The 12,020-nt window shown below is 36.4% G+C and carries 16 protein-coding genes and 1 riboswitch; of the genes, 2 read left to right on the forward strand and 14 right to left on the reverse strand.

Features of this window, described 5'->3' with window-relative positions:
- Positions 1-17 precede the first annotated feature (17 nt).
- From V7150_RS22950 to V7150_RS22985, 8 genes are all read right to left on the reverse strand, one after another.
- Positions 18-152, reverse strand: a complete 135-nt coding sequence (locus tag V7150_RS22950) for a BA3454 family stress response protein (protein ID WP_335522826.1) — start codon at positions 150-152, stop codon at positions 18-20.
- 80 nt (positions 153-232) lie between these two features.
- Entirely contained in the window at positions 233-631 is a 399-nt protein-coding gene (spxA, locus tag V7150_RS22955) for a transcriptional regulator SpxA (RefSeq protein WP_335522828.1), read from the reverse strand.
- Positions 632-780: 149 nt separating this feature from the next.
- Complete coding sequence (locus V7150_RS22960) at positions 781-1,200, reverse strand: RrF2 family transcriptional regulator (RefSeq protein ID WP_335522830.1); 420 nt, start codon at positions 1,198-1,200, stop codon at positions 781-783.
- Between the two features lie 197 nt (positions 1,201-1,397).
- Positions 1,398-1,772 (reverse strand): FAS1-like dehydratase domain-containing protein, encoded by a 375-nt coding sequence (locus V7150_RS22965; RefSeq protein WP_335522832.1) that lies wholly within the window; start codon positions 1,770-1,772, stop codon positions 1,398-1,400.
- Between the two features lie 214 nt (positions 1,773-1,986).
- Positions 1,987-2,202, reverse strand: coding sequence for a hypothetical protein (locus tag V7150_RS22970; RefSeq protein WP_335522833.1), 216 nt, complete (start codon positions 2,200-2,202; stop codon positions 1,987-1,989).
- Between the two features lie 8 nt (positions 2,203-2,210).
- On the reverse strand, positions 2,211-3,368 hold the full coding sequence (locus tag V7150_RS22975) for a Ger(x)C family spore germination protein (RefSeq protein ID WP_335522835.1): 1,158 nt from the start codon (positions 3,366-3,368) through the stop codon (positions 2,211-2,213).
- Positions 3,365-4,471 (reverse strand): GerAB/ArcD/ProY family transporter, encoded by a 1,107-nt coding sequence (locus V7150_RS22980; RefSeq protein WP_335522837.1) that lies wholly within the window; start codon positions 4,469-4,471, stop codon positions 3,365-3,367. Before V7150_RS22980 ends, V7150_RS22975 begins: the two co-directional genes overlap by 4 nt.
- 1 nt (position 4,472) lies before the next feature.
- A complete protein-coding gene (locus V7150_RS22985; protein ID WP_335522839.1) occupies positions 4,473-5,927 on the reverse strand; it encodes a spore germination protein in 1,455 nt (484 codons plus the stop codon).
- A gap of 234 nt (positions 5,928-6,161) precedes the next feature.
- Here V7150_RS22985 and V7150_RS22990 point away from each other — a divergent pair, with 234 nt between their 5' ends.
- Positions 6,162-6,725, forward strand: a complete 564-nt coding sequence (locus tag V7150_RS22990; protein ID WP_335522841.1) for a TetR/AcrR family transcriptional regulator — start codon at positions 6,162-6,164, stop codon at positions 6,723-6,725.
- Between the two features lie 151 nt (positions 6,726-6,876).
- A complete protein-coding gene (gene speG / locus V7150_RS22995; protein ID WP_335522843.1) occupies positions 6,877-7,392 on the forward strand; it encodes a spermidine N1-acetyltransferase in 516 nt (171 codons plus the stop codon).
- Between the two features lie 304 nt (positions 7,393-7,696).
- Here speG and V7150_RS23000 read toward each other — a convergent pair whose 3' ends face one another.
- From V7150_RS23000 to V7150_RS23025, 6 genes are all read right to left on the reverse strand, one after another.
- Complete coding sequence (locus tag V7150_RS23000) at positions 7,697-7,831, reverse strand: hypothetical protein (RefSeq protein ID WP_335522845.1); 135 nt, start codon at positions 7,829-7,831, stop codon at positions 7,697-7,699.
- Between the two features lie 200 nt (positions 7,832-8,031).
- Positions 8,032-8,799 (reverse strand): TatD family hydrolase, encoded by a 768-nt coding sequence (locus V7150_RS23005; RefSeq protein ID WP_335522847.1) that lies wholly within the window; start codon positions 8,797-8,799, stop codon positions 8,032-8,034.
- Entirely contained in the window at positions 8,796-9,536 is a 741-nt protein-coding gene (locus V7150_RS23010; protein WP_335522849.1) for an ABC transporter ATP-binding protein, read from the reverse strand. The genes V7150_RS23005 and V7150_RS23010 overlap by 4 nt, the downstream gene beginning before the upstream one ends.
- Positions 9,533-10,300: an ABC transporter permease gene (locus V7150_RS23015; RefSeq protein WP_335522851.1), complete on the reverse strand. Its 768-nt coding sequence runs from the start codon at positions 10,298-10,300 to the stop codon at positions 9,533-9,535. Before V7150_RS23015 ends, V7150_RS23010 begins: the two co-directional genes overlap by 4 nt.
- The gene (locus tag V7150_RS23020) at positions 10,297-10,590 is read right to left on the reverse strand and encodes a thiamine-binding protein (protein WP_335522853.1); all 294 of its coding nucleotides are present in this window, start codon (positions 10,588-10,590) and stop codon (positions 10,297-10,299) included. Before V7150_RS23020 ends, V7150_RS23015 begins: the two co-directional genes overlap by 4 nt.
- A 13-nt stretch (positions 10,591-10,603) precedes the next feature.
- Entirely contained in the window at positions 10,604-11,599 is a 996-nt protein-coding gene (locus V7150_RS23025) for an ABC transporter substrate-binding protein (protein WP_335522855.1), read from the reverse strand.
- Between the two features lie 146 nt (positions 11,600-11,745).
- Positions 11,746-11,855: riboswitch (TPP riboswitch) on the reverse strand.
- Between the last annotated feature and the right edge of the window lie 165 nt (positions 11,856-12,020).

Genomic DNA, 12,020 nt, shown 5'->3' on the forward strand with positions numbered 1-12,020 from the left:
TTTAAGAAGCCTTTTGTTTACATACCCCATTGTTTTTCAACTTGTTTTTTAGCTATGAGTTTAATTTTTTTCCAGCTCATTTCTTTATTGGCAATAACATTGGTTTGATAATTTCTTTCTTTATATTTTACTGTTACGATTACTTCAATCATCGTAATTCATCTCCTTTCAAAAAATATTATAGCGTTTGTTCTTTTTATGCAATACTTCCCTATCGTCAGGTAAAACATCTTTAATAACCGGCAGCTTTTTGTGATTCCATTCTCATAAATGTACGAATGCTTCGAGGAAGAAAACTACGAATTTCTTCTTCGTTAAATCCTACCTGTAATCTCTTTTCGTCCTGGATAATGGGACGACGCAACATTTTAGGATTATTGATAATAAGTTTATACATTTCTTGAAGTGAAAGAGATTCAATATTTACATTTAACTCTTGAAAAGTTTTTGAGTTTGTAGAAATGATCTCATCCGTTCCCTCCTCCGTCATACGAAGAATAGATTTTATCTCATCTTGTGTAAGAGGATCAGTTAATATGTTTCTTTCAATATAATCAATGTGATGGTCCTCAAACCATGCCTTTGCTTTACGGCAAGAAGTACAGCTAGGTGTCGTATATAGGTTTACCATTTTCAAATACACTCCCTCAAAACGTTATATGAATGAATCAAAGCCCTATATCTTGATCTACCCTATTCCTTTCGAGATATACGAGCTAATTTTACTAAATGTAATCAAAAAATATACAGTTCAGCTACAATAGCACTGTTATTTCTAGTTTATTCGAGCCTTTTTATTCTGTTCAGGACATTGCTGATCGTTATTTGGTTTAAATAAGATTGCATATGCTGCTCAGCCTCTATAAAAATTTCTTCCATTACACCCTGAGTATTAGAAGATATCACACAATTTTGTTTAGGGTCACCTGTACACCAGTGGGGTTTAAGTGAACCAGATGAAATGGCCAAATAGATATGAGACATAGTTGTTTCTTCAGGATCACAACTTAATACATATCCTCCGCCAATGCCTTCTTTTGTTTTTACAAACCCACTTTTACGTAAAATACTCATTACCTTTCGAATTCTTGCTGGATTCGTACAAACATTTTCAGCGATTGTTTCGCTATTTGCCATATGATCAGGTATGTTAGCTAATAAAACCAGACTATGCATTGCTATGACAAAATCACTTTTCATGATGCTACATCTCCATCCATTCATTTTCAACTGATCATACTGTAAATTTAATATATACAGTTTAATAAGTCAACTGTAAATACTTGGTGAGAAATAAAAAAGTTTAAAAAAGGCTAATTTAATAATGCCTCCCGATCAAGAAACTTAAATTACCTCTTGCATTAAACTGAACCTTTGGCTAAAGAAAAATATAAAGTTTATAGTATGATTCCCGAAAAATTCCCTTTCATAACTGCTTTCTCATTCTGATTTCTACATAAAAAGGATGTGATAATAAATGTTCTATTCTCTTGTTTTTCGAATTTCTCAATTGTTACTTCACAAATTATTGTATCTCCCGTAAAAACTGGTCTTAAAAACTCAAAATTCATAGTACGAGCGAGAACGTTATGATCGCCCCCTACTTTTGTAGGTAATGTAGCAGTTAGTAACCCCTGGATGATAAGTCGTCCTTGTTCATCTGGGTTAATATGATGAACTCCCTCATCACCTGATAGCTTTGTAAACATTACAACATCCTCTGCTGTGAATGTCCGTTCAAACTTAATGATATCTCCTACCTGTAACGACAAATTAATCTCAACCTCGTTTTTTTATTGAATTATAAATATTTTTAATTTTAAATTAATTTTTATCCTTCTGCAATTTTTTTGCATAGAACAATTAGTAAAATCAAAACTTTATATCGTATTTCTTTCTTTGTTAACCATTATGATGATTTTCCAGCAGGCCTTGCCCGCGCTGCAAAACACAAGTTAGAGGGAGTTAAGCTAATCGGCATTAGCCCTATTCTCCTTTACCAAATAGCTTATCTCCAATGGAATTAATGAAATCCTGTGGATTAGGAAGCTGAATGTCCAATAGAACAAAAAGAGCCATGGTCAGATTGAGAATTGTCAGGAATGTATACACAGTTATTTCTTTCCATCTTGATTTTTTTTTCAATGCAGGAAGATCCTTTAAGCTAATTACTGTAAGAAATAAAATGGCTGCAAAAATCATGGATGCACCTACTTTTGTTCTTTCCGTTGGATTAATGTATTGTTTGTAATTTTGCTTTCTACTTTAATATTTACTTGTAATTCTGGGAATATCTCGTCCCAATTCTTCTCTATTTTTTTCCATTCTTTAGGGTAAGAACGATGAATGACTTCTCCAAAACCAAAAATATCTGTATTTAACTTTTGTGCTTTTTCCAGGGCTACTTCTATTTCTTTGGTAATTGCTTCCTTTTTCAGCTTTTCTACTTCCTTAATTTTGATAGGATAAATTTCGTTTTTTAAACAAGATGCTTCGGCAATGCTCCCTTTTTCTTTAATCTGGACTGTAATTACAAATTTTCCGTATCTTTTTTCAGCTTTTATTTTCGATTCGGCTTTAAATATTTCAAAAGCAATCCGGTCTTTTGTGCTTTGATTCAAACATCTAGTTTCTAAAATTCCGCTTTTTACTTTTTCTTGCACCCAGAAAGCTCCCCGAGTTTCACGAGGTGTAAGGTAAGAAATAAACTTATCTCCTTTAATAATAGCAGCTTTCGATACAGCGAACCCTTGTTTTCCTCCCTGATTTTTGACAAGATGCACAACGGGGATTAAAGGACAGGTCGTACCATGGTGATCCCGTAAGAAATCATTCAAATTAATATATGCTGTTTGGGAAGAAACTTTGTACCCTTCCAATAGTTGATGTAATGTCATGGACGGAATAAGTGTTGTTTTTACATCTGTCTTAATGATATCTTTTGCTTGCTGTGGTGTAATAACAAGTAAAAAATTTCTTCTTTCCTCTGCATCTCGAGCAAAAAATTCAAGGACAGGCATAAGCCCTTTCCGTGCTGTCTTTTCACTGATAATTAAAACTTTTGTATGTGACCAAAATAGTTTATTGGGCGAATTATGGGTTGCATCTCGAATCGCATCAAATATCGTTTTTCCAGGAGTAGAATAAACAAAAAAGTTCGGCGCGTTCTTAACACCTTCTTTCGTTAATGCAGCCGTGTTTGCAACCTGGGTACTAACTAAATATCCACTCTCTGAAGGGTCAATGCCTACTGCAATCACAAAAGAGAGGGTTTCGATTTCTTTACGGTTCCAACAGCCAACAGTAAAAAAGCAGAGAAAACAAAGGATACAAATCGATATCATTTTTTGAAGACGTGAACATCTCATATTGCTCTCTTCCTTTTTCGATAAAATGATACGGCTAATAAAATGCATGGAATCAAAAATTCAAGTGTTAGGCTATAGGCACCCGAATGCTTTGGCGTAGTAAAATATTTGAGTTCAGCAAGGTTCTTAAAAGATGTATAAGAAAGAATTAAAGCAACTCCTCCAAAAGGAATAATAAGAAATTTAGTCGTTTTTAAACGAAGCCATTGCCCGGTACCAAGTACGCCTGCATATAAAAAGATACACATTTTTATAAATAGTAAACCAATCCATACCGCAACCATAATTGCCTCAATTCTCTCAAGAAATTCTCCAATGGATATCATACGAACGAGTGAGTATACTGGTAATGTTAAATTTACTGCTTCTATCGGACCAAATAGACTCATGACGGCAGCATTTAAGGCAAATAGAAAAAATGTTCCGATTAGTACAGCCAGCATGCTATACCTTAATACTTTGTGTTGATCCTGGACATAGGGGAATAACATAGGAATCAATATGACTTCACCAAATAAAGAAATTGGAACGATACTTCCCACCATTATTGGTATCCATCCATTTTCTGCGATCGGTCTTAGCAATTCCAAATGAAATTCTTTCGCTAATAAAATTAAAATGATTAGAAGCGAAACTAAAGAGATTGGCAGTATAATCACACTTGTTCGTGCAATCGCTTCCAGTCCCCTATATACAGCAAAAATGACAGCAAGTATTACATATATAATAAAAACCTGAATGGGCGTCTCCGGCATCAACGCTATATTTAAAATTTCTGCAAATTCTCGAATGATAATAAGGCTCAAATGAAGAAAAAACCATAAGTAAAGAAAAGATAAGAAGCCACCGATCCATTTACCAAATAAAGCGATACATATTTGGATTAAAGTGTGTCTGGGGTACCTTTTTGAAAGCGTTACTACGACATAGGTAATCACCATGCCGCCAAAACCGGCTATAAGAGAAGCAATCCATGTGTCTTTTGAGCTTGTGGTCGCCAATATGGTCGGTAGAAACACGACCATCACTGAGACACGGTTAGCAAGTAAAATAAAACAAAGCTGTAACGCGGTAATTTTTGGCTGATTATGGCTTGTCCTCATCTCATTCACCCTCTATGTCAAATTCGTTTTCTTTATTAAAGAAGTGTTTGGACTTAGCCAGCTTTCTCCATGAGGCACGAATTAAGGTATCCTTTAGATCCGACTTTGTCATAGGCGAAAGCGGAGATAGATACGGAACACCAAACGACTTTAGGGATACCATGTAGACTAAAAGAGCAAGTATCGCTACCGTTATTCCCGGTAACCCCAATATAGAAGATATTATCATTAATGGAAAACGTAAAAGGCGTACGGTTAAACCGATTTCATACTTTGCAATAGCAAACGATGAAATCCCAGTCAGCGATACCACAATAATTAAGATGGGAGAAACGATTCCCGCTTCAACCGCAGCTTGTCCGATAATTAAAGCTCCCACAATACTAACAGCTTGGCCAGCACCTTTAGGCAGTCGTACTCCAGCTTCCCTTAGTATTTCAAATGAAACTTCCATTAAAAGAGCTTCAACAAGAGCTGGAAAAGGAATCCCTGAACGAGAGCCTGCTATTCGCAGTGCTAATTGTGTAGGGATCATTTCTTGATGCATTGTGGTAAGTGCAATGTATAGTGACGGTACTGTTAATGCAAAAATGAATGCGGCTAAACGAATCCAGCGAAGAAAGGAGGCAAAGTAAAAATTGAGGTAATAATCGCCGCTCGTTGAAAAAAATTGCATAAATACAACAGGGACAATCAGTACCAATGGAGTGCCGTCGACAAAGATTACGATTCTCCCTTCCAATAACATGGCTGCCGTCTTGTCCGGCCTTTCTGAATAGTCAACTAGAGAAAAAGGGGAATAGGGATGATCTTGAATCAATTCTTCTATGTATGCACTGTCCAATACACCATCTATTTGGATTCTTCCTAATCTTTCCTTGACCTCTGATACGAGAGCGGCATCAGCTATTCCGTGAATGTAACCGATACATACACCTGTTTGGGTGATGTCTCCGATTTGCAGATTGAAATAACGAAGGTTCTCATTTCTAATCTTTCTGCGAACCATTGCCATGTTTGTGTGCATATCTTCAATAAATGATTCTCTTGGTCCCTTTATCTCATTTTCAATACTGGGTTCTGAAATATTCCTTGTCTTAATTTGCCCTGTTCTGATTCCAAGGACAAGATCCTGCCCCTCAACAAAAAGTACTGTATCGCCATTCAATAAGGCATGAATAACGTTATCTTCGTCATTTAACTTGTAAATATTTGTAAATTGCAATAAATTCATAAAAATAAAATCGACTATATTCTTACTTTTAGATAAGCTAGGATCGTCTTCAAGCTGAAGAATAAATCTCATAATTTGATTATTTATTATTTCCGTATCCACAAGGCTGTCTAAAAAAATGAGCGCTGCTGGAGTATTTTGCAGATTTAAGGTAAAACGGTGATAAACAAAATCCGAGCTTTCACCAAATTTACTGTTTAACAACTGAATATTTTTATCCAAAGACGAAAAGAGATTGCTTTCAGATCTTTTTGGTTNNATACAAATTTTTACTATATTGGTCCCCGAAAATGGCGAAAATTGATTGGATTACAAAATACATATTCATTCCAAAAGAAGTTCTTCATATAGTACATCATCTTGATTTCTATTAGTGAATGAAGTAAAGTAATGTTTGATACTAATAAAACTATTTTTGTTTATTTAGTTTACATGTTCATTTGAGGGGGATTGATAATGCAAGTTCGGATTATGAAGGCATTTATAGAAGAGATTCATAATAAAGGTATGAAATTTACGATGGATGATTTGGCAAGAAGGCTCGGTATTAGTAAGCGAACGCTATATGAACATTTTCCCTCAAAGATAGACATTTTAGATACTATTATTGAACAGACATTAGCCGAGTTTGACGAAAAAACAGAAAAAATTATCCAGGATGACCAATTGTCTTTACTTGAAAAAATAAAAAGTGTAATTACTGTTGTTCCAAAATATAATGAATTTTATGATTTGAGAATTTTGGAACAGATGAAGCGTTTTTATCCTGAACAATGGGAGAGAATTCACAACGCGCTCAACCAGTGGGATGCATTACGTGAATTAATTGAACAAGGTATCCGTGAGGGTCTTATCGTTGAGAGGAATGTTCAGCTTATTATGAAATTGATTATAGATGCTACAAATTCGGCACTTGACCGTCGCTTTTTTTTAGAAAATAGTATCACGGTATCTGATGCATTGAATTCCATAGTAGATATTTTATTGTTTGGGCTCATAAACTCCTCGCCTGAAAAATAATGTAGGAATAGTACCCTAAATTATGTGAAATGATAATTTATTATTATTTTTACGTTTCGCGGGCGAGTGATTGGTCAATTCTTTGGGAAGTATCTTTGCACTGATGGAAGAAAAGCATGTACTATAATAATGAATCTTGGGAGTTAAAAAAATGAGTCAAGAACTTAAACTGCGTCCTTTAGAACGAGAGGATTTGAAATTTGTTCATGAACTTAACAATGATGCACATATTATGTCTTATTGGTTTGAAGAACCTTATGAAGCTTTTGTGGAGTTGCAAGACTTATATGATAAGCACATTCATGATCAAAGTGAGCGTCGTTTTATAGTAGAAAAAGATAATGTTATGATTGGATTAGTTGAATTAGTGGAGATTGATTACATTCATCGAAGAACAGAATTTCAAATAATCATTGATCCAAAGTATCAAGGTTATGGATATGCAGCGTGCGCAACCCGTTTAGCAATGGCTTACGCTTTTTCAGTATTAAATATGCACAAAGTTTATTTAATAGTGGATAAAGAAAACGAAAAAGCAACGCATATTTACAAAAAAGTGGGCTTTACAATTGAAGGTGAGTTACAAGATGAATTTTTCGTTGATGGTACCTATCATAATGCAATAAGAATGTGCATCTTCCAGCAACAATATTTAGATATGAAATAAATGATTTTTAGATTAGGGGACCCTCTTATAGGAATCAATATACCATCCTTATAATCATTAAACATAGAAAAAATCCCTGATCAATAAGCAGGGATTTTTGGTATTATTAATGGACTTAGTGAAAAAAATAAACTTAAACTAAGACTATTGTTACTTATTTTCGAAATTTCCTCGTCTTCGAGTAGCTTCATTTTCCTTACGTTTTTTTAAGGTTCTCCTTGACAGAAATTATAAAAAAAAATGTGGTCACGTAAAAAGTTTTTTACATGACCAATTGATATACTAGGACAACCCTATTATGTCATTACTTATTATTTCCTTTGCTTTCACCTTTGTTCCCTTGGCCATACCGCATATGGCCAGAATCACCCTCACCTTTTTCATTAGACTTTTTTCCGCCTAAACTTACATTCGGATAACTCTTCGTTTTTTCATCCATTTTTTTCACCTCCAAACCTTTATTCTGTTCAAATTTTTGAAAATTATTTTATTTTGGCAGAACACATCTTGTGTGTTCAACTGATGGATAAGATACCATTCATATATCAAACATTGATCTCAAATTATAATCTGGGACATATTTACGATTAGATAAACTTTTATAAATAAAAAAGGCTGCCAATATTTTGATCGACAGCTTCAAGATGTTAGTTGATAAAACCATTTTGTATTTTTAAGTAAGACTTCTGAAACTTCCGTAACGGAAAGCTTCTTTATAAGAGCCATTTTCCTTATGGATTCCCCCATCATATTCGGATGGATCATTTCCCCTGAAAATGGACCTTCAAATGGCCAAGGACCATCTGTTTCAACCATCATTAGCTCGAGGGGATAGACTCTGACAAGCTGCTCGATTTCTTGTTCATACACCACATCAGGGGTAATAGAAATATGGTAGCCGTTTCTTGTCATTCGATCTATTGTTTTCTGCTCGCCTTTAAACCAATGAAAATGCGCTTTGGAAACGGAATATTTTTCGAGAAGGTCACAAACGAGCGGCGCATCATCATATACAGCATGGAGAACGATTGGTTTGTCCCATTTTTTCGCCAGCCTGATAAAAGCTTCCAATACTTCAAGATAAGGAGCAATCGAAATCCCCTGCTCTTGCCTTAAGTAGTATGGCAGCCCCACCTCCCCTACAGCAATCATTTCTTCACGGTGGTCGTCCATCCAATTTAGCAGCACATTCAGCTCGCTTTCAGAAGGCAATGCTTGTTCTGGATGGTAGCCAAATGCAGGTTTTACCTTTTGATATTTTTGTGAAAGCAAAAGATTTCTTTTACTGGAATCCAAATGAAAGGATACAGAAATCACTGCCTCGATATGGGCAGAATCCAGTAAAAGCTTTTTGATTTCCTCATCATGATAGTGATCCAAATGAATGTGAGCGTCGATCATCTTCATTTGACTTCACCTACTAATTGGTAATATAAATCCCTTTTCCATTGAATAAAGCTTTCATCTAGCAGAATCCTTTCGTGCCGCGGCCTTTCAAAAGGAACCTCTAGGTTTGAAACGACCTTTGCTGGCTTACCAGACAGCATCATCACCCGATCAGATAGAAACAGTGCTTCCTCAATATTATGAGTAATAAATAGAATGGTCCTTCGATGTGATTCCCACATTTCCAATAACCATTTCTGCATCTCAAATCGGGTCAGCTCATCCAAAGCTGAAAACGGCTCATCAAGACAGATCACCTCTTGCGGGCTCAATAAGGCACGGATAAAAGCAGCCCGCTGCTTCATTCCTCCTGAAAGCACGTGAGGATAGGCGTTTTCATAATCAGAGAGTCCTGCGATTGCCAGCATCTCTCGTGCTGCTTTTACTTCTTTTTTCCCCTGAAGCTCTTGACCAAGAAGGACATTTTCAAGTATCGTCCTCCATGGAAAAAGAGAAGAAGTTTGCGGCATATAGCTAATAAAACCACGCTTTCCATTAATGGTCTTACCGTCTAATAAGATGTCCCCTTCATCTGGTGAAAGAATGCCGCCAATTAAATTAAAGATGGTGCTTTTCCCACTACCTGAAGGGCCAATAATAGAAACAAATTCATTTTTATGGATTGAAAAATCAAGGTCTTTCAATACTTCATTTTGCCCGAAACGCTTTGAAACGTTTTGAAAACGGAGATAGCTCATTTGTTCTCATCCCCTTTCGGCTGCCAACGAACCACTCTTCGTTCCATAAAAACGATTAAAGAGAAAAATAAGAGGCTCAAGAACATGATCGTAAAAATAGCAACGAACACCCTGTCCGTTCGAAAAGACGACGATGCGAATGTCATATAGACACCGATCCCCTGCTTAGCACCAAGCCATTCGGAAATAACAGCCCCCATTACGCTATACGTAGCAGAGATCTTTAAGCCTGAAAAAATCGACGGCAACGAAAATGGCAGCTCCAATTTCCAAAAAAGCTGCGTTTTTGATGCACCTGCCATCTTCATATAATGCTTCAACTCTGAAGGGGTTTGGCTAAATCCATCTAAAGCGGCCACTGTAATGGGAAAGAAACAAACTAGGGTGATCACAATCATTTTTGGCAATAAGCCAAACCCAAACCAAATTACCAATAGTGGAGCAAGAACTATAATGGGTACGTTTTGCGATAAAATCAACAATGGATAGAAGGAATCCCTCAAAATAGGAACTAAATGCAGTAAAATGGCGGCGGCCAGTCCAATGAATGCTCCAATCGCAAATCCTAATAGTGAGATTTTAACCGTCGAAAACACATCTGGATAAAAATCACGCCAACCAGCCATGGCCTCTGCGAAAATCTTTGAAGGCGGCGGAAGCAGCCATTCTGGCACTTCTGCTATTTTAACGACAATTTCCCAAATGACAAACAAAAGGAGGAGGACCAATATCGGTCTCCACCCTTTTACAAGATTCTTCCTCATGATCGATATTTCTCCGTTAAGTCATTCATGGAAATGCCTGTTGGCTGATAAAGGATTTTCACTTGAGAAATGACATTTTTGCTTCCCATTTCAATCATTCGTTCATTCATTTTTGAAATTACCGTAAATAATTCGTGAAGTTCGCCTTCCATTGTTGTTTCTAACGGGTGTACCTCATATTTCACACCAGATTCATCAATTACTTTAATAGCTTCATCAACGTATGGAATAACATCTTCTCCATCCTTGGTTTTTGGGATTATTTGAATGCTGATTAATGAATTCGCCATGTTTTTCTTCCCCCTAGTGTTTTGGTAAAAACTCATTTGTAAATGCTTTTTTAGCATCTAATTTCTTGTCAAGAAGCTTATTCTCATACATCCATTGGGCATAATTTTCCCAAACCTCTTGTTTTTGAATCCCCCATTCCTTAGCATCATCCTGATATTTCGGAGATAACCATTCTTGACTCTTCTTTACAAGCTTTGGATCTAAATCCGGTTCTGCTTTTATCAGGATATCCGCAGCTTGATCAGGGTTTTTGATGGCAAATTCATACCCCTTTGCAGCGGCTTTTACAAACGCCTTAACCGTTTCAGGATTCTCTTCGATCATTTTTTCATTTGTTTCTAAAACTGGTGTATAGTAGTCCAGTTTGTCAGAGTAATCTGTTAAGTAAACCATATTAATTTTTTCATTACGAAGCTCTGCTTCCACACCAGTCCACCCATAGTAAATCCAAGCAAAATCGATGTCTCTTTTTACAGCCGTAAAAAAGTCCGTATCCCCCATGTTCACAATATTCACCTTATTTGCATCGGCATTTTCCTTTTTCATTAGAGAAGTGATGACAGATTTTTCGACAGGTGAGCCCCATCCACCGTATGTTTTTCCTTCAAAATCTTTCGGTGATTGAATCTGTTTGGCAGCTGGTGAAGCGAATCCTGATGTATTGTGCTGTATCACTGCAGCGATCGATACTAGCGGCACCCCTTGTACACGTGCTTGGGTAATCGCTTCTTGGTAGCCAACTCCAAATTGTGCCTTGCCAGAAGCTACTAGTTGGTCAGCACCGGTCTCACCCGGCATGATAATATCCACATCTAAGCCTTCTTTTTTAAAGAATCCTTTTTCTTTTGCTACGTATAATCCAGTATGATTGGTATTTGGCGTCCAATCTAGTACAATCGAAACCTTTTTAAGCGGCTTCTTTGTTCCTTTCGCGCTTTCTGTTTCTTTTTTGGTGCTGCATCCAGTGATTAGAAAAACTGATAGGACTAAAACTAGCCATTTCTTCATGTTGAATCCCCCATATGCAAAATAAAATCTAAAGTGAAACAAATCAAATAGGCTGAAACCTCAGTGTCTGTTAGAAGGCAAAAACTTGCTTAAACAAAATAAAGCACCCAGGTAAAGAAACCTGAGTGCATATCAGCAAACAATTAATTGTTTAAGAATATGTTCCCTCCGCCGGTATCAACCAGATCAGGTTCCAAGGGTCATCGTCTCACGGACTAAATCTCAACCGGCAACACCGGTCCCCCCACATTTCATCGTATTCAACTTATTTCTCCACTATTATATCAGTCAAGGTAGTCAATGCCAACTTTTTTATCTATTTATGCAGCTCTAGTACTGATAGTAATTCATGAACACCAAATGTTATAATAAATGTAAATTATCGGAAATTTTATTTAATGAAAGGACTGATGTACATTGA

The sequence above is a fragment of the Neobacillus drentensis genome, from assembly GCF_036965245.1.
Classification (GTDB): domain Bacteria; phylum Bacillota; class Bacilli; order Bacillales; family Cytobacillaceae; genus Neobacillus; species Neobacillus drentensis_G.

Coding starts and splice junctions, on each gene's coding strand:
- V7150_RS22950 (WP_335522826.1), bottom strand. CDS start 152: ATGATTGAAGTAATCGTAACAGTAAAATATAAAGAAAGAAATTATCAA.
- spxA (WP_335522828.1), bottom strand. CDS start 631: ATGGTAAACCTATATACGACACCTAGCTGTACTTCTTGCCGTAAAGCA.
- V7150_RS22960 (WP_335522830.1), bottom strand. CDS start 1,200: ATGAAAAGTGATTTTGTCATAGCAATGCATAGTCTGGTTTTATTAGCT.
- V7150_RS22970 (WP_335522833.1), bottom strand. CDS start 2,202: ATGATTTTTGCAGCCATTTTATTTCTTACAGTAATTAGCTTAAAGGAT.
- V7150_RS22975 (WP_335522835.1), bottom strand. CDS start 3,368: ATGAGATGTTCACGTCTTCAAAAAATGATATCGATTTGTATCCTTTGT.
- V7150_RS22980 (WP_335522837.1), bottom strand. CDS start 4,471: ATGAGGACAAGCCATAATCAGCCAAAAATTACCGCGTTACAGCTTTGT.
- V7150_RS22990 (WP_335522841.1), top strand. CDS start 6,162: ATGCAAGTTCGGATTATGAAGGCATTTATAGAAGAGATTCATAATAAA.
- speG (WP_335522843.1), top strand. CDS start 6,877: ATGAGTCAAGAACTTAAACTGCGTCCTTTAGAACGAGAGGATTTGAAA.
- V7150_RS23000 (WP_335522845.1), bottom strand. CDS start 7,831: ATGGATGAAAAAACGAAGAGTTATCCGAATGTAAGTTTAGGCGGAAAA.
- V7150_RS23005 (WP_335522847.1), bottom strand. CDS start 8,799: ATGAAGATGATCGACGCTCACATTCATTTGGATCACTATCATGATGAG.
- V7150_RS23010 (WP_335522849.1), bottom strand. CDS start 9,536: ATGAGCTATCTCCGTTTTCAAAACGTTTCAAAGCGTTTCGGGCAAAAT.
- V7150_RS23015 (WP_335522851.1), bottom strand. CDS start 10,300: ATGAGGAAGAATCTTGTAAAAGGGTGGAGACCGATATTGGTCCTCCTC.
- V7150_RS23020 (WP_335522853.1), bottom strand. CDS start 10,590: ATGGCGAATTCATTAATCAGCATTCAAATAATCCCAAAAACCAAGGAT.
- V7150_RS23025 (WP_335522855.1), bottom strand. CDS start 11,599: ATGAAGAAATGGCTAGTTTTAGTCCTATCAGTTTTTCTAATCACTGGA.